Below are 21749 nucleotides of genomic sequence, written 5' to 3' on the forward strand. Positions count from 1 at the left end.
AATTCATCGTATTCTATATAATCTGCACCTATATTTTTGCAAGGGAGTCTAGAGCCATGTTAAGGCCTATTGTGACATCCCCCTCAAGGACAGCCGTTGGCCCCTGTCCTTGACCTATGAATTTAATCTCATTTTTAATATTAAACGCATTTAATACCGTCGTAGTGCTACCTATTTCAGCTATTAAGCAATCAATTTTCATTCCTATCCTTCTCCATTTCCCATCTTCTCTTTACAAGGAAGGATGCCACGTGAACTCCCTTAGTTCCTCTACCAAATCCTGCGTCCATACCTGCTTCTTTTGCAATATCGTCGTTGATTTGAGTTCCACCTGCTGCAAGGATTATTCTGTCTCTTATACCCTTTTCAATACAAAGTTCATGAAGCTTTTTCATGTTCTTAATGTGAACATCGTTGTGGGTTATAATTGTGCTTGCAAGTATCGCATCAGCGTTGAGCTCGATTGCAGCGTCAACAAGCTTTTCAACTGGAACTGAAGTTCCTAAATAATGAACTTCTATTCCATATTTTTCTATTCCGCCATGTTTTATGTCTATAACTTCTCTAAGTCCTACTGAGTGTTCATCTTCACCAACAGTTGCCGCAACAACCTTCATTCCCTTTCTTTCAATGTCCTTTCTAATAACATCGTCATCAAGAACTTCTGGCTTCTTTGGAATAGTAAGCTTTGAAACATCTATTGTAAATGGAACTCTACCCTTAATTTCAACTACCGTTCCTTCAGATGGATGGGCAGGTAATTTATGAATTACTACAACATCTTCAAGTCCCATCTTCTTTCCTATTTCTAATGCTGCAGCCTCAGCAGTATCTTCATCGCAGGGTAAGAATATAGTTGTTGCAACTATTCCATCACCAGTCCATTCAACCTCTGGCTTGATTTCTGTGGATTTTCTTAAGTGTTCTGTTTCCTTTAGTCTGTTGTATACATTGTCGTTTTCATCAAGCTCATCGATAAATACTATCTTTTCTGGTTTATGGAATGTGCAGCCATCTATAAGATCACATGGCTTTTCTAACCCTTCTGGAAGATTGTTATATCCAAAGTGTTCGCAAACTGGTGCCATGTAATCCTTATCCCTTTCAACTACTGTTCCTGCACCAATTCCTCCATCTATATGTCTTACTATCCCATCTCCATTTCTTTCTGGATACATACCTGAATCAACAAAGAAGCCCATTTCAACAGCCTTAAAGTATCCACCAACTTCAAGGATTTCCTCCATAAATAGAACGGCTCTTTCCTTAAGTTCTCTAACCTTTTCAGCAAGGTAACCATCTTTTTTGAGCTCTACCATTTCTAAAAGTCCGTCCATACCAACAAGTGCCTGCTTTGCAGTGCTAATTGCTTGAATGTTATAGTAATGCCATGGAACGTTTCTTCCTTCATCTGGAGTTATTGTTGATTGTATATCTGCCCTTGTAAGCCTTGAAATTAAAAGGTTCAATACATGGGTTACTGTAGCTTCCCTCGTATCGCTTTCCATATATTTTGTATTCATCTGAGCTCTCATCTTGTAATCTTTGAATAAATGTCTTAGGGCAACAGCATATGGAAGGTCAAGTCTTAAGCATGGTGCTGGTGGAGCTGTTGGTGGAACTGTAGATAGCGCTATATTTTCTGGCTTCATTCCAACAGCCTTTGAGAAGGCACAGTTTATAGCGTGCTGAACCATAAGCTCTGGCATAACCTTCCATGCCTTCATTGCAGTTGCGTTGGCATTATGAGCACCATCGATTTGAACCATATCCGCCCATGCCATTATCTTCTTTGCAACAGCTGCATCAACAAAGGATCTTACCATGTTTATGTTTCTGTATAAAACGTTGTATTGTGGGTCCTGATGAGCACCGTTAACTCCTTCTTCAGCAAACATAACAGCAATATCTGGTCCAGCTACACCTGATACGTATGAGTGGAAGTTTATTGGTCTTCCAACTTCTTCTTCTATAAGGTCAAGGGCCTTTCTTGTTGCTCTAACTTGTTTTCTTGATATTGGAACACCACCAATTCCTTCAGGAGTTCCTTCAATTAGCCCATCATAATGGCTTTGTCCTGCTGTTCTAATAACCATTATGTGGTCTGCACCATGCCATGCAGCCATTCTCATTCTTCTTATGTCGTCTTCAAATCTACCTGATGCAATTTCAGTTGTTACAATACAATCAGGCTGTGGGTCAATGTTTCCAAAGCTTCTTGCAGCTGGAAGTGGAATGCTTTGCTTTAATGGTTTTGAAGCTTGATGATATTCAAATTCACCATAGATTTGCCTACCTTGTTCTTCCCTCCAGTGCCAACCTCTTCTTTTTGGTCTATAATGTTCAAGGTCCTTTAAAATTTCTTCTATATCAAGCTTTTTGTTCTTTTCAAGCATTTGCAGCACCTCCCTCAAATAGTCCTGGAACTTCCTCCCAAGCCTTTCCTTCAACAAGTAGTAAACCTGCTTCTCTTATTGGTAAATTTTTCTTTTTTGCAAGTCTATAAACTACATTTCCTGCACCTTTACCTAAAAGGCCAAGCTTCATAACACCTTCAACAATTGCCTTTGCTTCTATGCTTGAAAACCCCATCCTTAAAAGAACTGATCTTTCAACTGCTGGAGATGTATGATTGTAAGCAAGCTCAACTAAAGGCTTAACAATTTCCTCAGCAAGCTGCCAAAATCTTCTTTCAAGTTCTTCATCAGTTAAATTTTTAAGATGTTGTCTTCTTACTTCAAAATCATCTGGTCTCTTTGACATCTTACTCCCTCCTTGTTATTGGGGACGGTTCTTAATTGTTTATAATTTAAGACAATAAACCGTCCCTATATTTTTTAAATTTTTTATTATTTAAAACAATTAAGAACTGTCCCTATTCAATTTTTATACCAAGTTCCTTTAGAGCTTCTATTACAAAATCATCATCAGTTTTTGTATCTTGTGCTAGGAATTCTATATCTTCCTTTGTTAGGGATTCTACTTTATTTATCTCTATACAGTTTTTGATGTAGGATCTTCTTAGTTTGTTAAGATCAACTTCCCTTGCCTTAATAAGGCCTGGATGTTCAGGAAGAATTATGTTCTTTCCTGCTACTTCTTCATCTGGGTTTCCAAATCTTATATCAATTCCATTTTTCCTTGCAAAGCTTAATTGTGATAGATGATGTTTACCAACCCCTGTGTATTCAGTTTCCTGAACAACTATAACCTGATCCTCATCCATTTCCATCGCAAGGGCAAAGGCAGCCGTTAATGATGTATTTCCTGCCGGTCCCCTTTCAATTCCCTCAAGCTGTGCAAGGGCTTCAGTTATATAGAAAACTTCTCCCTGCTTAACTGTAAAATATCTATCAAGATATCTTAATGGTCTTGCAGCACTTCTTGGAACGTCTGATCTATCTGGCCAAGTTGCAAATGGTATTCCAAATCCTGTATGTCCTGTTGTAAAGGACTTTCTATTAAAATCATGGTCTGACGCCATATGAAGTCCTGACAAGTCCACACTAGCTCCATAAACCTTTGTGTCAAGGGCTCCAGCCTTTCTAAGTCCCCTTGCGGTTCCTGTTACATTTCCTCCACCAGCATGGGTTGCTATAACAACATCAGGATCTTTACCTATCTTTTCTCTACACTGCATTGCAATTTCGTATCCTAATGTTTCAACCCCCGCAATTCCAAAGGGTGAGTATAGCGATGCATTAAAATATCCCGTCTCCTCTAAAACCCTAAGGAACATATAGAAAAGTTCTGGACCAACTGAAAGCTGAATTGTTTCTGCCCCCAAGCATTCGCATTTTCTTTGTTTTTCCAAAATCTCAGGTTGTCCAATCTTTCTTGAATCATAGCACTCCTGAACAATAATAGCCTTTAAGTTTCTCATTGCAGCCTGGGACGCAACTGCAGCACCATAGTTTCCACTTGTTGCTGCAACTACACCTTTAAATCCAAGTTTTTCAGCATGATACACTGAAACCGATGCCCTTCTATCCTTAAAGCTCCCTGAAGGATTGCAGGCCTCATCCTTTATAAATATCCTTGCTCCCTTTCCCTTTGGTGCAAGTTTTCTAACGAGCTTAGTTAAATTTTTTAGCTCAATTAAAGGAGTATTTCCAACCCCAACACTGGATTGAATATTTTGTATTTCCTGAAGGGAATAACCTGTTTCCCTCATCATCCTTTCATAGTCAAAGGCAATCCTACCTGTTTCAAAGACAGAATAATCAATTCCTACTGCCCTTTTCATTATCTCATTTTTTCTTGCCATGACGGCCTGATAACTCATATCCTTACTCACGGCCATCACCTTCTTTCAATATGTTTCTCAATGTTATTCCAATCTGCAATACTTCAGGCACAAAATCTCCAAAACCATAGGTATAGGTTGGGTTTATTTCAACCAATTCACCCTTTACTATTCTTCCTGTTAAAGTAGTAATCTCTACTGTATCACCGATTTTAGCATCATGATTTAAAAACCCCTTAACCCACATTTCAAGTGGAACTTTTTTGTATCTTCGGGGATATTTGCAGTTCTTTCGTGGGGCTTTAGCACTACCTCATGAATTTGAACCCAATCCCCTTCTTTGCCATCATTTTTTATCACCCCAAATTATCTTCTGATATACTTTCTAATATCTGCCATCAAAGCATGTGGAAGTGGCATATCTATCATTGACTTTAATCCTGGCTCTGAATTAATAACATGAGGAATCATATTTACAGCAACTGCAATTGTTCCTATTCCTCCTGGAGTTTCTGGCTTTATTGAAAGGCTAAGGTTTGGATCTCCTTCAATCCAGATGTAATCTCCTGTTTCAACGCCTTCTAAATGTGGATGGATTTGTTGTGGATGTTCAAGCGTTATTACAACTTCTCCATTCTTCTTTCCATATGCAATATGTTTACATCCTGCTACCATTCCTGGTTCTACCTTAACATGTGGAGTTTCTCTATAAACACTTGATATAATTGGCTCTCTTGTTTCAACAACTTCGTCGATTTCAATTCCAAGAGCATCTGCAATCATTGGGATTGACTGTTGGAAACCAATATGACCTACTATTGTTCCTTCCTTGATTCCCTTTTCGAATTCTTCAGGAGGAGTTCCTACACCCTGTGTTCTCATAACTGTTGGTCCGAAGGGTGAAGGTCATTGATTCTTGCTGCTCTAATCTTGTTTACTCTTCTGCATGCTGCTGATAAAACAATTATTAAAGTATCAAGAACAAATCCTGGGTTAACTCCTGTTCCAAGAATAGTTACACCATTTTCCTTAGCAAGTCTATCCATTTCCTTTGAAAGCTCTGGTTCAATTGTATGTGGATATGACATTTCTTCTGCAATTGTAATAACATTCATCTTATGCTCTACTGCCATCTTAATTTGTGGGAAGACATTCTTTACAAATGAATCTGTTGCAATTATGCAAACATCAGCCTTTACAGAATCTAAAACTGCCTTAGCATCTGTTGAAGTTAACACGCCAACCTTTCTGTCAAGTCCTAAATATTCTCCAAGGTCCATGTTTGCCTTTTCAGGTTGTCCAATTATAGCACCTACTATTTCAATTCCTTCCTTATCTAGGATCATCTTTGCCATGCCACCGCCCATGGCACCGATTCCCCACATAACAACTTTTACTTTATCCATAAGATTACCCCCTTAATTTTAAAAATATTTTCACTTAAATTAATAAGCAAATATCGTGCCAAAGTTTTTATTATATTTAAAAAATTTTTAATTTTTAATAAATAAAAATTTACTTTTTATCAAACTATTTCGAATATTTATGCATGATTTTAGAATAGTCTAAAAATTCTGCTTTGATGCAAAAATTTTTGCAATTGTTAAAGTAACTACAAATCCCATTTTATAAAATCTCATAAAATAAAAAATCGGTCATGCAAAATATTTTGCATGACCATGCCTAATTTTCGTCATTTTCATTAATTTTATATTTTTTCATTTTATGTTGAAGGGTTTGTCTTTTTATTTTTAATTTTTCTGCTGCTTTTGTAATGTTGTAACCTGTTTCTTCTAATGCCTTTAAAATTAATTTTTTTCAATTCCTTCTAGATATTCATCAAGACCAACTTCATCCATAATATCCATGTTTGCTGTCCCCGATAAAGACTTTTTCTTAAATATTTTATCATGATTTATTCCTGAAAAATGTTCCTCCTTTAAAATACTGCCGCTTGCTAAATTCATCGCACTTTCTAAATAATTTTTAAGTTCTCTAACATTGCCAGGCCAATCGTAGGACATAAAGGCATCATAAACTTCCTTTGAAACATCATAAACATTTTTATTAAGTTCTTTATTGTATTTTTTATAAAATACTTAACAAATAAGGCTATATCCTCCTTTCTCTCTCTTAAAGGAGGAATTGTAATATTAATAACGCTCAGCCTATAATATAAATCCTTTCTAAATTTTCCGTTTAGAATTGCTGTATACGGATCCTCATTGGTAGTTGCTATAACTCTAACATCGATAGGGATATCCTTAAGTCCCCCAATTCTCCTTACATAACTTTCCTGCAAAACCCTCAAAAGCTTTGCCTGAAGTGAAAGAGGCATAGAATTTATCTCATCAAGAAGAAGGGTCCCACCATTAGCCTGTTCAAAAAGCCCTGGTCTGTCTATTGCACCTGTAAACCCCCTTTACTGTTCCAAATAAGATCCCCTCCAAAAGGCTTTCAGGTAGGGCAGCACAGTTTACTGCAATAAAGGGTTTATTTTTTCTTGCACTTTCATTGTGAATGCACGTGCAAAAACTTCTTTTCCTGTTCCTGTTTCACCATAAATTAAAGCTGTTGATGAGGACCTTGACGCCTTTTTGGCTATCTCGATAGCCTTTAAAAATTTGGGACTTAATCCAATAATATTTGAAAAAGTGGTATAATCACTAGAAATTCCTTCATCAGTTCCTTCGGTTAGTTTTATTATATTATCATAAAGCTCCTTAACCTTAGTAAAATCTTTAGAAATCTCAACTGCCCCTAAAATTTCTCCATCCTTAATAATCGGAACTGTTGTATTTACAGATGTGATGTTATATCCCTTTTTATTTAAATATGTCTGATATCTATCTATTATAGCCTCTCCAGTTTTTAACGCATGCAAAAGGGTGCTGGAATTTTCATTTAGGCTTGGGAAAATCTCAAGAAGATTTTTCCCTAAAACCTCCTCTTCATCCATCCCCTCTAAATTAGCCATTGCTTTATTATATATTATTGTATTGCCTTCTTTATCAATAACATGAATACCATCTTGTGTGTATTTTAATATTATTTCAAGCAGTTCCTTATAAAAACTCATTCTCCCCTCTCCCATGAACGTATTTCATTAATAAGCCAAAGAAGTGCTAAATTTGTTGTCAAAAGTCTAATCCTTTGTCTATCTCCAGAAAGCCTTAATTCCTTATATTTTTCCTTACCATTAAAATAAAGTCCAAGATAAACAAGGCCTACAGGCTTTTGTTCTGTTCCACCTAAAGGACCTGCAATCCCTGTTGAAGAAATCCCAATATCAGAGTTTGAAGTTAAAGCAGCTCCCTTGCCATTTCAATTGCACATTCTTTGCTTACCGCACCAAAACTTTTTAAAGTTTCTTCACTAACATTAAGCCTTTTCATTTTTGATTCGTTACTATAAGTTACTAACCCCTCCACCAAAGATGCTGAAATTCCTGGAAAATTAACAAGCCTTGATGTTATCATCCCTCCTGTGCAGGATTCTGCTACGGCGATTTTTAAATTATGCTTTAACAAAAGATTTCCTAAAACCTCCTCAAGGCTAGTATCTCCTTCACCATAAACATATCCTTCTAATCTTTCATTGATTTCCTTAACTAAAGGTTCAATTAGCTCTATGGCCTCCCTTTCATCCTTTGCTTTTGCAGTAATTCTTAAGGTAACCTCTCCATCCTTAACGTATGGAGCTATAGTCGGATTTGTCTGGTCTTCTATTAAATCCTTAATCCTATCCTCAACAAAACTCTCTCCAATTCCTGCAATTCTTAAAACCTTTGACATAAGAATATTATCAGTATATCTTAAAAGAATTGGAACAACCCTATTCTCAAATAAAGGAATCATCTCCTTAGGAGGTCCAGGCATCATAATTAAGACCTTACCGTTTTTCTCAAAATATATTCCAGGTGCTGTCCCATAATCATTTTTTAGAGCCTTAGCTCCTTCAATTATCAAAGCTTGTTTTTTATCCCCTCAGTTAATGGGAGCTTCCTTCTCGAAAAATATTCTTCTACTGATCTTAATGTTTCTTCATCTAAAATCAAATTTTTATTAAAATATTTTGCAGCAACTTCCTTAGAAAGGTCATCCTGAGTCGGTCCAAGTCCCCCAGTTGTTATCACTATATCGCTTCTTTTAAATGCAATTTCAAATGCATCCATAAGTCTTTTTCATTATCCCCAACAACAGTTTGATAGTAAACAAATATTCCAAGATCCTTTAGCCTTCTTGCTATATACTGTGCATTTGTATTAACGATATCACCAAGCAATAGCTCAGTTCCAATTGAAATTACCTCCGCTATCATATTACCCTCCTAATTTTTACTATTTTTATATTCCTCCAAAAGTTCTATTATCTTTACTGTGCATCTTTGACCTCTGCAACTACCTGAACCTGCTCCAGTTTTTCTTTGAATCTTTTCTAATGTGTCAGCTCCTTCTTCTATAGCTTTTTTATACTTGCTCGTGAAATGCCTTTACACAAACAAACTTTAGTAAGTTTATCAAGAATCTCATTATTTAACTTATTATTCACATAACCACCTCCCTACTATTATACCACAACAAAAGAATAAGTAGCCTATACAGGCTACTTATTCTATATCCTTTCATTCTTTATAATCTTCATCTCATCTAAATTCAAAACAGTAACTCCAACATTGGAAATTACGAACATTAACTTGTCAACAAATACTGCCCTATATCCATAATCATAGGCCTCAACTTCGCTAACGCCCTTTAACAAATCCATATGGGTAATCTTTTGTAGTAATTTAATTTCATTATCGTTAATCCTTAAAAGACAAAGTCCTCTAAATATTTGAGTATATGAATCATCATCCCTCGTTTCATACAAATCAAAGGCATAAAGATCATATGGTTTATATACAGTTAACGCCTTATGGTTGTATAGAGATTCTGAATAGCTTCCCCTTCCTCCTATTTCAAGCTTAGAAATTTGTTTTGGTTTTTCTAAATTTGAAATATCAAACAGAGCAATCTTTATTCCCTTATTTATTACCCTGCCTTCTAAATCCGCTGTTTCTAAACCTATTCCTATAAGTCTATTTTCTCCTAATGGATGAAGGTAAGTGCTGTATCCTGGTATCTTTAGATATCCTAATATCTTAGGACTATAAGGATTTTCAAGATCTATGACGAATAATGGATCCACCTGCTTGAAGGTTACCATATACATTTTTTCTCCATCAAATCTTACCGAGTAAATCCTCTCACCCTCAGCAATATTTCTTATGCTGCCTGCTATTTTAAGATTTCTGTCCAAGACAAACACGTTATTGCTAGTATTAAATTGATTTCCATTGTAACTTTCTTCAGTGGTTGCAATTCTAAAATATCCATCATATTCATCCATTGAAAATTGATTTATTATATATCCATCAACTTCACCATATCCCTTGTAAACTACATCTTTTTGTAAGTTAAACTTATAAATAAGGGTTTTTGTTTATAATTATCCAACGATTGAACTGTATCTTGACCATTATTTTTTTCCATTGGTTTTATTGCTTCAGTTTGGGGTGTTATAAGATAAAGATTTTCTTTAGACATATACATCTGATAAAAATTTCCTAAAACCGAATGCATTTTAAAGGTAAGATCATCTAAATTTATATTAGATATTACTGTAAAACTGGAACTTATATTATTTTCATTGTATAAAACATTTTTAGGTTCTATATAATTTTTACTATCAGGTTTATCATAATCTATATAAAATGGTAGAACCTTTTCACTTTTATCTTGAATAAAATAACGCATCCATTTATTAGTTACAAGATAGAAATTATCCCCATTTATTCTGCTGGATAGCACATTTCCCGAAACTTCAAATTGCTTAACTAAATTAATTTTTTCAATATCATTAATATCATATATTGAAATTAAAGTCGTCTCATCACCCCACCTTATAGGCATAATATCAACTTTTTCACTTGGCGTTGACTTTTTATATGGCTCTTCCGTTTCTTGTTCGTATCTAATCAATCCGGATAATAAAACTAAATATTTTTTATCTTCCTTTTCATAAATAAACATTTCTCTTAAATAGAGGTTATTTAAGTCAGCATTTATTATATTTGCATATAGTTCTTTTCCCTTTAGCCTTTTTATTATTTCAGCCCTATCGTTCGCCTTAAAAATTATCAGTTCATTTTTATAATTGTTAATTGAATATATATATTTCCCATCGGTTTTAATTATATCCGCCTCATCTATACCTTCTACTTGAACATTTGTAGTAGAATGGGCAGGACTTGCTGATTTTGCACTTTCTTGAGCAAGATTAAATACACCATCCCTTGCTGGCATTCCAACGCTCTTTAAGGCATTTAACAAATCCTTTTCACTTTTAGCTGCTTTAAGTTCATAGCTTTTCACAACCTTTATTCCTTTAGAATTATTCACAGCAATAGCAACATAGCTTAAAACAATAGCAAAAATTACTGCAAAAACTAGAGAAACCTTTGAAAGTAAAAAACTTTTAAATTTATTTCCATCATCTAAGCATCTATTTAAAGTCTTAGTCTTCAAATCCTTTGAAGCCTTAATCTTGTCAAGTTCGGATAAATCAAGCCTTTTTCTGTCATCCTTCATAATCAACAACCTCCCCTTCATTGAAAATATTTTTTAGCTGATCCCTTGCCCGTTTTAATCTACTTCTCACTGCAGTCTCTGATATCCCAATTGTTTTTGCTATTTCTATCGTATTGAAGTCAAAATAATAATATAGAAGGATAACTTCCCTATACTTAGAAGGTAAGCTTAAAACTGCCTTAATTACTTCATGCTTTTTAATTTCATCTATTACCAAACCCTCTACATCGGTAGAGCTGTTTTCCTTTATTTCATCTAAAAATATAAACCTTTTAATCCAAGCACTTTTTAAATAGTCCTTGCAGACATTTATCGCTATACGGATAATCCATGTTTTTTCGCTTGAATCCCCTCTAAAATTCTTTAGGTTTTTATAAACCTTTATAAACGTCTCTTGAAACAAATCCTGCGCTGCAGCATAGTCCTTTGTATATACAAAACAAATTCTCAAAACATCATCGCCATATTTTTCTACTAAATCTTCAATTTTCCTTGAATCCTCCGCTCTATCCACGATTAACCCTCCCTTCAACCTTTAGACGACTTTCATATGCTTTTCGTTGCATAAATTTAGGGACATATGTCCCCTAAACTTCTACTTTACTTGCCATCTCATATCCTTTTTGAAACAAGTCAAAGCAAAAATCCTTTTCAAACCTTATTGTATCCTCAGGATTTATTTTAAAATTTGGTTTAAACACAAATAGATCCTCTTCTTTATAATACTTATAAATATATTCAGGAACTTCAAAGGTATCCCTAAGGGCAATAATTATTATTTTATCCATCCTGTGATTAATAAAAGGCTGTAAAAGACAATTATTCATAATCCCTCCATCAAGTTTAAAGCCATCGTATAAGCCTAACAAAACATCCTGAGTAAACCTTTCAAATAAAAGTTTTGTATCGAACATTTTGCCTTTAAAATCCACTAAAGCTTTATTATTGTAGGGCAAAAGAGAACTTGCTTTAACAGCCTCTAAGGCATCTTCCTTCCCCTTTCCCTTTATATCAACGATAACTTCATATAAGCTGCTTTTTTGATTAAAACATAATTTATATAAACATGCTCTATCTTTTCATCTTCCCCTTCTAGCGAATAAAGTTCGTTTATTATCTTAGAATTATCAATTACCTTATCCAGTGAGGATTTATATCTTTCACCGTCCATATTTATCCAAAAGTCATATAATCCTTCATAGGCATTTTTCATCATAAAATATGCATTTATAGCTCCAATGGATGTTCCTTAAACAATATTTATGTTAAGGCCCTTTTCCTTCAAAGCCTTTATTATCCCAGCCTGAAAGGCTCCCTTAGCACCACCACCAGTTAAACATAATCCATACCTCAATTTGCATCGCCTCCATAAAAATTATATATCTATTCCTATTGTTTTAGCGCTCTGATTAGGCACCTTTACAAGCAAAATCCCACCAATGATAAACAAAATTATTATACTAAAAACACCATTATTAGTCCTTCCTGTAATTTGAGCAACAAGACCAACTAAAAATGGTCCCATTATTGCCGCAAATTTACCAAATATATTATAAAATCCAAAAATTCGTTTGAGTTCTCCTTTGGAACAAGCTTTCCGAAATACGAACGGCTGAGGGCTTGAATTCCTCCCTGGGATGTTCCAACCAGCATCGCAAGGACCCAAAAATCTAAAGCCGTCTTTATAAAGTATGCATAAATACATATAAATGTATATATGCCTATTGCAATAAGGAGCATAAATTTTCCGGAATACTTTTCAGCAAGTCTGCCATACAAAAGTGCAAAAGGAAATGCCACGAATTGAGTCACAAGTAAAATTATAAGAAGAGTTGTGGAACTTATCCCAAGATCCGACCCATAGGCTGTTGCCATCTTAATTATAGTATCTACTCCATCTATATAGAAGAAATAAGCAAGAAGGAATATAAATATGCTCTTGTGTTTTTTATTTCCCTTAAGGTTTTAAAAAGTCTTTTAAAACTAGACAAAACAGGATTTTTTCTATTTCTACATAATGGACTTGTTTTACATTTTTAAGCATTGGAATTGTAAATACTCCCCACCATATGGCAGTTATAACAAATGAAATTCTCGATGCAGTTTCTATGCTCATAGGAATCTTTTTAAATTGTGCAAGTATTATTATTGCTATACAGATAATAAATGGGATTGTGCTTCCTATGTATCCTAGACCATAGCCCATTGTGGATACCCTATCCATCCTATCCTCCGTCGTTACGTCAACTAAAAAGGCATCATAAAATATATTTGCCCCGGCAAAGCCAACTTCTGTAATAAAATATATAATAAGAAGAACCAGCCATTGATCCTTTGGAATGGCAAGCATTGCCGTTGAAATTACTCCAAGCATGAAAAAGAATCTAAAAAACTTTTTCTTATAGCCTTTATAGTCAGCAATAGTTCCTAATATCGGTGCTAGAATTGCAATCAACAACGTTCCAAGGGAATTTGCATAACCCCAATAGGCCGTTGAAATGTTTTTTCAATTCCAGCAGAATCAGTTATCATTTTAAAATACAAAGGTAAAATAGTTGAGGTTACCGTCATCGAGTAGGCTGAATTAGCCCAATCATAAAGGGCCCAGCTCCTTTCAAGCTTATTAAGCTTCATAAAAATCCCCTAACATTATAATTTCAAGCCTAAAATTTTATCAAAAACCTTCTTAAAATCTGTGACCTTTTTACACCGCTAATATCTACCTCTTTATCGCTCAATGCAAAAATGTTTTATGTTTTACAGGAAGCTGTCCATGAACCGCCTTATAATTTGACGGAGAAATTACATCTCCAAAATGTTTGCTTGAAAAACTATAGCCCTTGCCGCCCTCCAACATTAAAAAAGCAGCTTCATCAAATCCTAAGTTTACTGAATCCTCCCTTGTAAATATCCTTTCAATTGCATTAGGATAGTATTTATTAAATTCATCTAAAACTTCCATAACCTTATTTTTAACTTCTATATTACTATCATCCTTCAAATAAACATAAGCCGAACCGTCGCAGGATTTTAAATAGACATCATAATCTATAATCCTTCCCTTTTTATCCTCCCTTATCAATCCCCTTTCTAAAAATAATTTGTTTAATCTGATCTCTTTTTCAACATCTAAACTTCCATGATCTCCAAGAAGGCAAAGAATTGTATCCTTTGAAATGCCTGCATCCTCAATTGCCTGTCTTATCTTTGAAAGCCTAATATCGTGCCTTTTTAAAGCCTCCATAACCTTATTAGATTTTGCGCCATATTTATGTTTATGTGTATCGACATCGGTAAAATGAATGAGCATGAGATTAGGCTTATATTTTTTATGGTATATAATGAACATTCAAGGACAAAATTATCTAGGTCTGGCTGATTAAAGGATTTGAAAAGATGTCCAAATCGCCTTACAAGGTCGAGCTGGTAAAAAAACTTCCAGAGGATAAGGATACTGTAATCTGATTTTGCCATGGTCTATTTGCAAATATTTCAGGCATATTGTATTTTATGTTAGCCTTTGCTGTAACCGGCCATAAAAGTGCAGCAGTTATTAACCCTTTTCTTGCTGCAGCGTCAAATAAAGTATCCAACTTTATATATTTTCTTTCCCAATACCAATCCGGTCTTCTCATCCTTGGTTGAATTAATGTATTATTAATAATTCCATGCACCCTTGGAAGTTTGCCTGTCATCATGCTGACATGAATGGGATATGTTAAGGTTGGGTAAACAGGTTCTACGTCAAAGGTATAATTTGCATTAACTAGAAACTCACTAAAATTAGGCAAAGCCTTTATTACATCAAAATCATCTTTAGATACAGCATCAAAGGAAACGATAATCAAATGTTTAAACACTTTATTTTCCATTATAACACCCCAAAAATAAAAATCTGCCCTTTTTACAATTATACGTCAATTGTAAAAAATAACAACCACCCTTACCTTTAATTATATGTTAAAAGGCAGTTCCAACTTTAATGGAACTGCCTTAAAATTTTATATAAATCTTGCAACCTCATTGGCGCTTGTTATAGCTTCCCAGGCTCTTCCTACCTGTCTTGCATCACCAATAACGTAAATTTCCTTTGCTGCTCTTTCCCTCAACAGCTTATAATAAAATTCATCGTTTGCAATGCCACCTGTAGCAAATACAACATAATCCGTATCTATTACTATTTCTTCTGTATCCTTAGGATCAAGCTTCCTTTCAAAAGGATTATGGATATTTTCTGGAATTAAAGTCCTCCACGTGTATAAGGATCTTTTCTTTTTCTATTTGCCTTTATATAAACCCTTTCTTCATCAAACTTTACTACCTCTGAGGAGGTATAAGCTTTAATTGGTGTTTTTATCGCATCCTCCTTTTTACCTGATGGTGATCCCATGCCCATCATCATCCAAAGTAGCATTGCTCTATTTGCATGAACCACACCTGTCATAAGATCGGGAAGCTTTTCGATAATGGTTACCTCTAAATCCCTTTCATATGCAAGGGAATAAGCAACCTCACAGCCTACTAATCCTCCGCCAACTACTGTAACCTTTTTACATCATGAGGGATCGCCATTCCCTTCATCAAAAGCTCCCTTGCCTCTATATATCTTATCCTTTCAAGCCCTTCAATTTTAGGAATAAAAGGTTTAATGCCATTTGCACATATTATAACATCATATTTGTCCCTAAGATCCTCGATTTTAACTTCTGTATTAAGTCTTATATCTAGCCCCTTCTCCTTTAATAAATTCATTTGATAGTTTAAGTTTTCTATATATCTTGCTACGTCATGTTTAATTTTCATTGTGCTGCCTGCTAGTAATTGTCCTCCAAGCTTATCGCCCTTTTCAAACAAAGTAACTTCGTGCCCCCTTAAAAGGCAGTTTTTGCAGCTTCGCATCCTCCAGGTCCTCCACCTATGACAGCAACTTTTTTACCGTATGTGCCCTTTCAATTTTTTTGCAATCTTCAAATCCAGTATAGGGATTTATTGCACAGCAGGGATGTCCCCCTAATATAAAGGATTGAATACATCCTTCTTGATCCCCTATGCAGTGGTTTATTTCCCTTATTCTTCCTTCATAAACCTTCTTAGGCCAATAGGGGTCCGCAAGGAGGGGTCTTCCAAGCATAATAAAATCTGCAAATCCATCCTGCAAAACCTTTTCAGCAACCTCAGGTTTTCCAAGTTTTCCTACTGCTATAACCTGTGCCTTTATTCCTTCCTTATTGAAATAGTCCTTCAATCTTTTTGCAATTTCCTCTACATAAGGCATATCATCAAAGTATGCTGGCGGATGAGGGAAAACCAGTTATCATAGCAACCCTTATCTACATCAAAGGCATCAACTCCTGCCTCTGCAAGAACTTTACAAAACTCAAGTCCCTCCTCTATCGTCCTTTCCATACCTTTAAATCTTTTTTGAATACATCATCACCATAGGATTCCCTAAGTCCTTGAGTTAAGTCTACTCTATATATTATAGGGAAATCCTCCCCACATCTTTTCTTGATTTCTCTTACCACATCAACAGCAAATTGAAATTTGTTTTTATATCTTCCAAACTTCCTTCTATTCCAAGGAGCAGAAGTTAATTGATCCATAAGATATCCTTCATGGCCATGTAACTGAACTCCGTCAAACCCACTTACCTTTGCGTTAACAGCCGCCTGGCCAAAATTTTTGACTATTTTCCTTATCTCCCTATCGGTAAAGGGAATATGTGGGACTTGTGGAACATAAAAGTTTCTATTAAAGGATGCAGATTTTAATAATTTCCCTTTAAGGGCTGGTTCAGGTGAACCTACCCTTCCAAGGCCTGCTGTCAGCTGTATAAATATTTTTGCATCATAGGAGTGAACTGCACTAGTTAAGTCCCTCCACCCTGAAAGCCTTGTTCTTGATGAGCCGTCGATCCTTGGAAAATACGTAGTATCGTTGTCCTCAGAAACAGTTGGATCTATCCCATAGGAAACAGGAATTAAACCTGTAATTAAAAGTCCTGTGCCTCCCTTTGCCCTTTCAGCAAAATAATCTATCATCTTTTGAAGGGGCCTTCCAATAGGATCAGCCATGTTTATGTTTCCCATTGGTGCCATAATGATTCTATTTTTAATTTTGCATTTTCCAATATAGCCAGCCTCAAATAACTTTGAGTATTCCATACCCATCCCCCTATTCTATGATAATTGTGCCATCTTCCTTAATCTCAAGGATATCCCCCGTTTTAACTGTATTTAAAAATTCTTCTCCTAACTGGTCAATTGTAATTATTCTTTTATTTACCCAAACATCGCTTAAAATTACACCCGCCGCTGCTAAAGAATCTATATGCCCTGAAAAAGCATAGCCGCCGGTGCAGTCCCAAGCCTTGCAACTGCTTCTAATACCATTCCTCCTGTTGTTGAACCAATTGTAGTCGGTAGACATATTATTTTATCCGTCAAATCCTTTCCAAATAACTCTTCATTATTCTGGTCAGCACAAATAACCCTTTTGGATTTTTTTAGGGCGCTTTTCTGAAAGGAAGCAAGTATATTAAGACCCTTGTGGGTTACAACCGCTTCGCCCTTAAAAATTCCTCCTAACACTACTCTTCCCTTGAAGATTTTCGGCATAATATCCCCCTAATATCCCCTAACTATTCTATCTAAAATCTCGTCATCTAAATAAAATCTTGCTGTCGAATAGGTTCTTAATTTATTTGAATTGGTTATAACTGCCTCTTTTGCACATAAGGGATTATTCATATACATCAAAGGACAGATATAAGTTATTTTTGCTCCCGTTTGAATCAACCTATTATATGACTTCTCATCCCGTTTAAAGGCATCAATAACATCCGGTGGCGCACATAAAATAGTTGTTATCTTTAATTTCTTTTGTCCTACATTTTCAAGAGCCTTTACTATTCTTTCCGTCCAATAATAAAGTTGATTTAAAGAAAGGTGTGGACATCCGATAAAGCATACCTTAGGTTTTGCATTTATATTCTTCCACATTATAGGATAGGAATTAATTACCCTTTTAATTTCTTCATCATCTATAACATAGGTCTTATATCCTTCCTTAAGAAGCTGCCTTCCCATTTCAGCTGCTTCAGGAGTTATATTTTCAACATGATAAAGTCCAACGGCACCATTTGATGCACTTGCAGCCCCCATGTCCTTTAAATAATCCTTGGTATCTTCAGAAAGTCCTGTGCCTAAAAATCTATCTAGCCCTATTATGTAGGGAACATCCTCAACTACCTTCATTCCTATTGCGCTTCCTAAAACTTGAGGGTTAGGCAATTTGCTTGTTTTTACTTCTACTAACCATGCTGCTCTTCTTCCTTCATCTGTTAGAAAACCAAATTCTGGTGTTTTTCCTAAAATCCCCGACATTAGTTCTATTATTCCTGAGTTTCTATTAGTTCTTGCACCAATAACTGAATTAGCATAAACTACTGCAGATGATTCCGCCCAGGCAAGAATATCTCCCTTTTAGGAATATTCCCAACTTCAGGTAGATAACAAGCACAGGTAAATGCATTATCATCCTTAAGGCCTACAGCCCTTAATTGGTCTTCATAATCCTTTTGCTTTCCATACATCACTTTAAAAACTAGTTTTTTTAAAATATTAACAGGAACATTGCAATAATCCAAAGGTCTTGGATCAACCGTAAAGGGCTTTTGGGCCTTAATGTTTGATTTTATAAGTTCCTCCATCATTTCAAAGACAGGCGTTAGCATAGGAATGCCGAAGGAAGTAACAAGATGGACTGGTCCATCTAATTTCACAAGTCTTTTAGCCCCAAAGGTTTGTCCATACAATACCACCGTTTTCATAACCTTTTGAAGGGTTTCCCCAAACTCCCCTTCTAAAATCTTTTTTCCTCATCAGTTAAAAACATGCCGTTCCCCACAGGAATCCCCCTTAAGTTTAAATTTATTATTAAACCCACCCTTTTAGGTGGGATTATTTAATTATTTAATAGGCTATTTAGTTCCTTTGTCATCCTTTCTAATTCACTAAAGCTCTTTACTATATCCTGCACTCTTTCCTCCTGTGACTCTATGCTTGCCATAACCTCCTCCATAGCGGCGGTGTTTTCCTCTGTAAAGGCTGCTATAGTTTGAACCTCATGGCTTACCTTAGAGGAAGAAGTTTTTATACCTTCTAATCCATTGTCCACATCGTTAGAATAAGCAAGAACATTCTGGCTTATTGTTAATATATTTTTAAATATCTCATCCACTTTTTCTTTTGTCCTAATGCTTGTTTCTGCCGCTTCCTGGCCTAAGTTAACCTTTTCAGCAACATTTTTGTTTTGATTTCTATATCCTTTAAAATATTTGCAATCTCCTCCGTTGCCCTTCTTGAGCTTTCTGCAAGCTTTAAAACCTCACTTGCTACAACTGCAAAACCTTTACCATGCTCTCCTGCCCTTGCAGCTTCTATAGAAGCATTCAAAGCTAAAAGATTAGTTTGAGCTGCAATTGAAGTTATCGCATTTAATATTGATGATATTTCGCTGTTTTTATTGTTAAGTTCCTTCATTAGCTCAACAGTATTTATAATTATTTCATGCACCCTATTCATATCCTGTGAAAGTCCCTCTATGCTATCTTGACCATGTTGTGAAATCTCAGCAATCTCCTTTGATGCCCTTTTCATTTCGCCAGATTTCAGTAAAAGTTCTTCTACATTTTTATCTATATCTATAATCGATTCACTAATACCGTTTACGCTTATTGTTTGAGAATCCACTCCCTTTAAAACCTCAGAATATGCAGATGAAATATCAGATGTAATGTGCCCAACTGCCTCAACATTGTTTTGCAAATTTGAACTAAAGCTTAATAAAAATTCAACCGTCCTTTTAACCTCTTTCAATACCCCCTCAATTTTTTCCTTTGCTGTTGTTGCCTCATTTTGTTTTTCATCAAGCTCATTTCTCATATTTTCTCCTATTTTACTTTGTGCAATTAAGATTGCAGTATATAAAACTAAATAAAGGTTTAGAGAAATTAACGTTTTTGCGGAACGTTCTGAAACATAGTATCTCTATATGCAAAGAAAGAATAATTAGTTAAAATAAGGCCTAAAATACCAGAAACTATAATAACTCTATAATCATGATAAAGGGAAATAACTGCTATACTAAAATATATTATTAATACGTTTACAAAAGAAGTGGATCCCGTTGAGGCGTTTAGTATCATATACGAAAAGATTATTAATGAGATGGCTATCAAATACTTAATGCTGTGAATAAATTTTCTTTTAGCAATCAAATAAGTTATAATGGATGATATTATGCTTCCGGTTATTGCAACTGATAAAATTGTTTTCGTAGGAAGCTTGTTTGCAATATCCACAATAACTCCCAGCACAAGAGACAACCATAAAAGCCTAATAAGAAGTTTGTTCCTTTGATGAAGCATTTCCAAGTCCTTCATTAAAACCCCTCCATTCACTTGACATTTTTCATAATATTTCCACAAAATAGTTATCGTCTTAATCGTTATAAACTTAACATGCTATATTAATTTTTAAAAAAGATTCTATAATTTATGAAAAATTCAACTAAAAATTAATTAACAATCGTTATATATATCACATATATTAGCATTGATATTACTTTTATTTGGTGGGGTTAAATATGTTAAATAAAGGTGATTTTCATATTCATAGTAATGCCTCTGATGGTAAATACAACCCCACCGAAATAATTATTTTATCAAAAATAAATCAAATCGATGTGATTTCAATTGCTGATCATAATACAACAGCTGGAATATCAGAGGCAGTTGAAGCAGGTAGAAATTATGGTGTATCAGTAGTCCCTGCTGTTGAACTTTCGACTAAATTTAATTGCGAAAGCGTTCATTTGTTAGGATATTTTAAAAATAATCTTTATCAACATGATACATTCCAGGAAATACTAAAGCTTATTAAATCCCATAGGTTTAAAAAAGTAAGAAAAATACTAAAAAATCATATAGATTTAGAACTTAAGGAAGGCAAGTTATCTGTTCTTGAGGGGATAAATTTATTAAGATGTTTTGGGGCATCAGTTGTTTTAGCCCATCCAATGCGAATATCCAATAAAAACATAGAACAAGTTTTAAGTCTTCCCTTTGATGGTATTGAAGCCAAATACTCAAATACTGACTTCAATACATCTCTTTATTTTATAAACCTTGCACTATCAAAATTCTCATTTTATACAGCAGGTTCTGATTTTCATTCAATCAAAAATAAAAATTCAAAACATAGTTTTATTGGAACAGTTTATCTTAATAATAGTGAAATAAAATATTTCTTAAAAAGTCTGGAGCTATGCTGCTAAACTGAAAGAATTTATCCACACCTTGCAAATCATTTTTTCTCCAAGAATAATTATTATGACAAAATTAAAGGGACAGTTGCTATTTAGATTAGAACTGTCCCTATATTTCATTAGCATTCTTTACTAAATTCAATTTTCACTTTATTTCCCATGCAATTTTCATAATTTCCCTTTTATCTTCATCTGATTTTGCCAAAGCTACCCTCTCTAATAGCTCCTTCTCATGCTGTTCTCTGTTTTTAATAAATACTTCCCTATCAATTTTACCTTCCTCAACTTGCTTTATAAATTCCCTTTCCCTTCTCCAATATTCAACTGCCTCTTCTAAATCATCCTCATAGAAAAATACATCGCTATCTATAAACCAAAGGGGCTTATATGTTGACAAACAGGGCAGCGATGATCCTGTAGCCCATATATTAATTTGTCCATCAATAAGTTCTACAACCATACTTCCTGTTGTTTCACTTGAAATCATGCTTTTTTCATGCATACAAATATTTTTCATTGAACCATTAAAAATATTTTTTGAGT

25 protein-coding genes and 9 pseudogenes are annotated in these 21749 nt (G+C 34.8%); 1 reads left to right on the top strand and 33 read right to left on the bottom strand.

The features are described from left to right. Positions 1 to 28: 28 nt before the first annotated feature. From PWK10_RS18600 to PWK10_RS08745, 32 genes and pseudogenes are all read right to left on the bottom strand, one after another. Positions 29 to 202: a glutamate mutase L gene (locus tag PWK10_RS18600; RefSeq protein WP_342455662.1), complete on the bottom strand. Its 174-nt coding sequence runs from the start codon at positions 200 to 202 to the stop codon at positions 29 to 31. Further along, positions 192 to 2396: a D-ornithine 4,5-aminomutase subunit OraE gene (gene oraE / locus PWK10_RS08600; RefSeq protein ID WP_274768008.1), complete on the bottom strand. Its 2205-nt coding sequence runs from the start codon at positions 2394 to 2396 to the stop codon at positions 192 to 194. Before oraE ends, PWK10_RS18600 begins: the two co-directional genes overlap by 11 nt. Next, entirely contained in the window at positions 2389 to 2763 is a 375-nt protein-coding gene (locus tag PWK10_RS08605) for an ornithine aminomutase subunit alpha (RefSeq protein WP_008909899.1), read from the bottom strand. The genes oraE and PWK10_RS08605 overlap by 8 nt, the downstream gene beginning before the upstream one ends. A gap of 112 nt (positions 2764 to 2875) precedes the next feature. Continuing rightward, positions 2876 to 4303, bottom strand: a complete 1428-nt coding sequence (gene ortB / locus PWK10_RS08610) for a 2-amino-4-oxopentanoate thiolase subunit OrtB (protein ID WP_342455663.1) — start codon at positions 4301 to 4303, stop codon at positions 2876 to 2878. Then, positions 4290 to 4606, bottom strand: a pseudogene (gene ortA / locus PWK10_RS19720) (2-amino-4-oxopentanoate thiolase subunit OrtA). Before ortA ends, ortB begins: the two are co-directional and overlap by 14 nt. Positions 4607 to 4612: 6 nt before the next feature. Further along, a pseudogene (ord, locus tag PWK10_RS19725) lies at positions 4613 to 5652 on the bottom strand (2,4-diaminopentanoate dehydrogenase). 277 nt (positions 5653 to 5929) lie between these two features. Further along, a complete protein-coding gene (locus PWK10_RS18610) occupies positions 5930 to 6055 on the bottom strand; it encodes a helix-turn-helix domain-containing protein (protein WP_342455742.1) in 126 nt (41 codons plus the stop codon). Next, the gene (locus PWK10_RS08630) at positions 6055 to 6213 is read right to left on the bottom strand and encodes a hypothetical protein (protein ID WP_274768011.1); all 159 of its coding nucleotides are present in this window, start codon (positions 6211 to 6213) and stop codon (positions 6055 to 6057) included. The genes PWK10_RS18610 and PWK10_RS08630 overlap by 1 nt, the downstream gene beginning before the upstream one ends. A gap of 15 nt (positions 6214 to 6228) precedes the next feature. Beyond that, positions 6229 to 6282: pseudogene (locus PWK10_RS19730) on the bottom strand (hypothetical protein); the annotation flags it as partial. A gap of 158 nt (positions 6283 to 6440) precedes the next feature. Continuing rightward, positions 6441 to 7340 (bottom strand): annotated as a pseudogene (locus tag PWK10_RS08645) (sigma 54-interacting transcriptional regulator); the annotation flags it as partial. Beyond that, a pseudogene (locus PWK10_RS19735) lies at positions 7322 to 8127 on the bottom strand (nicotinamide-nucleotide amidohydrolase family protein). The pseudogenes PWK10_RS19735 and PWK10_RS08645, both read right to left, overlap by 19 nt. 83 nt (positions 8128 to 8210) lie before the next feature. Further along, positions 8211 to 8566: pseudogene (locus tag PWK10_RS19740) on the bottom strand (molybdopterin-binding protein). A gap of 9 nt (positions 8567 to 8575) precedes the next feature. Continuing rightward, positions 8576 to 8796: pseudogene (locus tag PWK10_RS08655) on the bottom strand ((2Fe-2S)-binding protein). Between the two features lie 63 nt (positions 8797 to 8859). Beyond that, a complete protein-coding gene (locus PWK10_RS08660; protein ID WP_274768197.1) occupies positions 8860 to 9717 on the bottom strand; it encodes a beta-propeller domain-containing protein in 858 nt (285 codons plus the stop codon). Continuing rightward, positions 9687 to 10877: a beta-propeller domain-containing protein gene (locus PWK10_RS08665; RefSeq protein WP_274768014.1), complete on the bottom strand. Its 1191-nt coding sequence runs from the start codon at positions 10875 to 10877 to the stop codon at positions 9687 to 9689. Before PWK10_RS08665 ends, PWK10_RS08660 begins: the two co-directional genes overlap by 31 nt. Beyond that, complete coding sequence (locus tag PWK10_RS08670) at positions 10867 to 11391, bottom strand: sigma-70 family RNA polymerase sigma factor (protein ID WP_274768015.1); 525 nt, start codon at positions 11389 to 11391, stop codon at positions 10867 to 10869. The genes PWK10_RS08665 and PWK10_RS08670 overlap by 11 nt, the downstream gene beginning before the upstream one ends. Before the next feature lie 73 nt (positions 11392 to 11464). Continuing rightward, positions 11465 to 11833, bottom strand: a complete 369-nt coding sequence (locus tag PWK10_RS08675; RefSeq protein WP_274768016.1) for a hypothetical protein — start codon at positions 11831 to 11833, stop codon at positions 11465 to 11467. A 50-nt stretch (positions 11834 to 11883) separates the two neighbouring features. Next, positions 11884 to 12090 carry a hypothetical protein gene (locus PWK10_RS08680; protein ID WP_274768017.1) on the bottom strand — a complete coding sequence of 69 codons (207 nt, stop codon included), beginning with the start codon at positions 12088 to 12090 and terminating at the stop codon, positions 11884 to 11886. A gap of 36 nt (positions 12091 to 12126) precedes the next feature. Beyond that, entirely contained in the window at positions 12127 to 12231 is a 105-nt protein-coding gene (locus PWK10_RS18615; protein WP_342455666.1) for a patatin-like phospholipase family protein, read from the bottom strand. A gap of 21 nt (positions 12232 to 12252) precedes the next feature. Then, positions 12253 to 13511: pseudogene (locus tag PWK10_RS19745) on the bottom strand (MFS transporter). 100 nt (positions 13512 to 13611) lie between these two features. Next, positions 13612 to 14226: an alkaline phosphatase family protein gene (locus PWK10_RS08690; protein WP_274768018.1), complete on the bottom strand. Its 615-nt coding sequence runs from the start codon at positions 14224 to 14226 to the stop codon at positions 13612 to 13614. 61 nt (positions 14227 to 14287) lie between these two features. Further along, the gene (locus PWK10_RS08695; RefSeq protein ID WP_274768019.1) at positions 14288 to 14749 is read right to left on the bottom strand and encodes an alkaline phosphatase family protein; all 462 of its coding nucleotides are present in this window, start codon (positions 14747 to 14749) and stop codon (positions 14288 to 14290) included. Positions 14750 to 15117: 368 nt separating this feature from the next. Then, a complete protein-coding gene (locus PWK10_RS08700) occupies positions 15118 to 15312 on the bottom strand; it encodes a hypothetical protein (RefSeq protein ID WP_274768020.1) in 195 nt (64 codons plus the stop codon). A gap of 101 nt (positions 15313 to 15413) precedes the next feature. After that, on the bottom strand, positions 15414 to 15776 hold the full coding sequence (locus PWK10_RS08705) for a hypothetical protein (protein WP_274768021.1): 363 nt from the start codon (positions 15774 to 15776) through the stop codon (positions 15414 to 15416). A 16-nt stretch (positions 15777 to 15792) separates the two neighbouring features. Beyond that, on the bottom strand, positions 15793 to 16152 hold the full coding sequence (locus tag PWK10_RS08710) for an oxidoreductase (RefSeq protein ID WP_274768022.1): 360 nt from the start codon (positions 16150 to 16152) through the stop codon (positions 15793 to 15795). Next, entirely contained in the window at positions 16140 to 16283 is a 144-nt protein-coding gene (locus tag PWK10_RS08715; RefSeq protein ID WP_274768023.1) for a hypothetical protein, read from the bottom strand. The genes PWK10_RS08710 and PWK10_RS08715 overlap by 13 nt, the downstream gene beginning before the upstream one ends. Then, entirely contained in the window at positions 16268 to 17041 is a 774-nt protein-coding gene (locus PWK10_RS08720; RefSeq protein WP_274768024.1) for an oxidoreductase, read from the bottom strand. The genes PWK10_RS08715 and PWK10_RS08720 overlap by 16 nt, the downstream gene beginning before the upstream one ends. A gap of 162 nt (positions 17042 to 17203) precedes the next feature. Next, positions 17204 to 17494, bottom strand: coding sequence for an aconitase X swivel domain-containing protein (locus tag PWK10_RS08725; RefSeq protein ID WP_274768026.1), 291 nt, complete (start codon positions 17492 to 17494; stop codon positions 17204 to 17206). Positions 17495 to 17503: 9 nt separating this feature from the next. Further along, a pseudogene (locus tag PWK10_RS08730) lies at positions 17504 to 18708 on the bottom strand (aconitase X). Between the two features lie 134 nt (positions 18709 to 18842). Next, on the bottom strand, positions 18843 to 19118 hold the full coding sequence (locus PWK10_RS08735) for a hypothetical protein (RefSeq protein ID WP_274768027.1): 276 nt from the start codon (positions 19116 to 19118) through the stop codon (positions 18843 to 18845). A gap of 41 nt (positions 19119 to 19159) precedes the next feature. After that, on the bottom strand, positions 19160 to 19822 hold the full coding sequence (locus PWK10_RS08740; RefSeq protein ID WP_274768028.1) for a methyl-accepting chemotaxis protein: 663 nt from the start codon (positions 19820 to 19822) through the stop codon (positions 19160 to 19162). 68 nt (positions 19823 to 19890) lie between these two features. Then, complete coding sequence (locus PWK10_RS08745) at positions 19891 to 20322, bottom strand: hypothetical protein (RefSeq protein ID WP_274768029.1); 432 nt, start codon at positions 20320 to 20322, stop codon at positions 19891 to 19893. 203 nt (positions 20323 to 20525) lie between these two features. Between PWK10_RS08745 and PWK10_RS08750 the strand changes: the two genes are divergently transcribed. Further along, positions 20526 to 21215: a PHP domain-containing protein gene (locus PWK10_RS08750; RefSeq protein WP_274768031.1), complete on the top strand. Its 690-nt coding sequence runs from the start codon at positions 20526 to 20528 to the stop codon at positions 21213 to 21215. Positions 21216 to 21351: 136 nt separating this feature from the next. Here the strand turns inward: PWK10_RS08750 and PWK10_RS08755 are convergent, their stop codons facing one another. Further along, positions 21352 to 21723: a hypothetical protein gene (locus PWK10_RS08755; RefSeq protein ID WP_274768032.1), complete on the bottom strand. Its 372-nt coding sequence runs from the start codon at positions 21721 to 21723 to the stop codon at positions 21352 to 21354. Positions 21724 to 21749 lie beyond the last annotated feature (26 nt).

Source organism: Caloramator sp. Dgby_cultured_2 (assembly GCF_028872215.1).
Lineage (GTDB): Bacteria > Bacillota > Clostridia > Clostridiales > Caloramatoraceae > Caloramator > Caloramator australicus.

Excerpts from the sequence above, each read along its gene's own strand:
- PWK10_RS18600 (WP_342455662.1), bottom strand. The coding sequence starts at position 202 with ATGAAAATTGATTGCTTAATAGCTGAAATAGGTAGCACTACGACGGTA.
- oraE (WP_274768008.1), bottom strand. The coding sequence starts at position 2,396 with ATGCTTGAAAAGAACAAAAAGCTTGATATAGAAGAAATTTTAAAGGAC.
- PWK10_RS08605 (WP_008909899.1), bottom strand. The coding sequence starts at position 2,763 with ATGTCAAAGAGACCAGATGATTTTGAAGTAAGAAGACAACATCTTAAA.
- ortB (WP_342455663.1), bottom strand. The coding sequence starts at position 4,303 with ATGGCCGTGAGTAAGGATATGAGTTATCAGGCCGTCATGGCAAGAAAA.
- PWK10_RS08630 (WP_274768011.1), bottom strand. The coding sequence starts at position 6,213 with ATGAATTTAGCAAGCGGCAGTATTTTAAAGGAGGAACATTTTTCAGGA.
- PWK10_RS08665 (WP_274768014.1), bottom strand. The coding sequence starts at position 10,877 with ATGAAGGATGACAGAAAAAGGCTTGATTTATCCGAACTTGACAAGATT.
- PWK10_RS08680 (WP_274768017.1), bottom strand. The coding sequence starts at position 12,090 with ATGAAAAATGCCTATGAAGGATTATATGACTTTTGGATAAATATGGAC.
- PWK10_RS08690 (WP_274768018.1), bottom strand. The coding sequence starts at position 14,226 with ATGTTCATTATATACCATAAAAAATATAAGCCTAATCTCATGCTCATT.
- PWK10_RS08695 (WP_274768019.1), bottom strand. The coding sequence starts at position 14,749 with ATGGAAAATAAAGTGTTTAAACATTTGATTATCGTTTCCTTTGATGCT.
- PWK10_RS08705 (WP_274768021.1), bottom strand. The coding sequence starts at position 15,776 with ATGCGAAGCTGCAAAAACTGCCTTTTAAGGGGGCACGAAGTTACTTTG.
- PWK10_RS08710 (WP_274768022.1), bottom strand. The coding sequence starts at position 16,152 with ATGCCTTATGTAGAGGAAATTGCAAAAAGATTGAAGGACTATTTCAAT.
- PWK10_RS08715 (WP_274768023.1), bottom strand. The coding sequence starts at position 16,283 with ATGGAAAGGACGATAGAGGAGGGACTTGAGTTTTGTAAAGTTCTTGCA.
- PWK10_RS08720 (WP_274768024.1), bottom strand. The coding sequence starts at position 17,041 with ATGGAATACTCAAAGTTATTTGAGGCTGGCTATATTGGAAAATGCAAA.
- PWK10_RS08725 (WP_274768026.1), bottom strand. The coding sequence starts at position 17,494 with ATGCCGAAAATCTTCAAGGGAAGAGTAGTGTTAGGAGGAATTTTTAAG.
- PWK10_RS08740 (WP_274768028.1), bottom strand. The coding sequence starts at position 19,822 with ATGAGAAATGAGCTTGATGAAAAACAAAATGAGGCAACAACAGCAAAG.
- PWK10_RS08745 (WP_274768029.1), bottom strand. The coding sequence starts at position 20,322 with ATGAAGGACTTGGAAATGCTTCATCAAAGGAACAAACTTCTTATTAGG.
- PWK10_RS08750 (WP_274768031.1), top strand. The coding sequence starts at position 20,526 with ATGTTAAATAAAGGTGATTTTCATATTCATAGTAATGCCTCTGATGGT.
- PWK10_RS08755 (WP_274768032.1), bottom strand. The coding sequence starts at position 21,723 with ATGAAAAATATTTGTATGCATGAAAAAAGCATGATTTCAAGTGAAACA.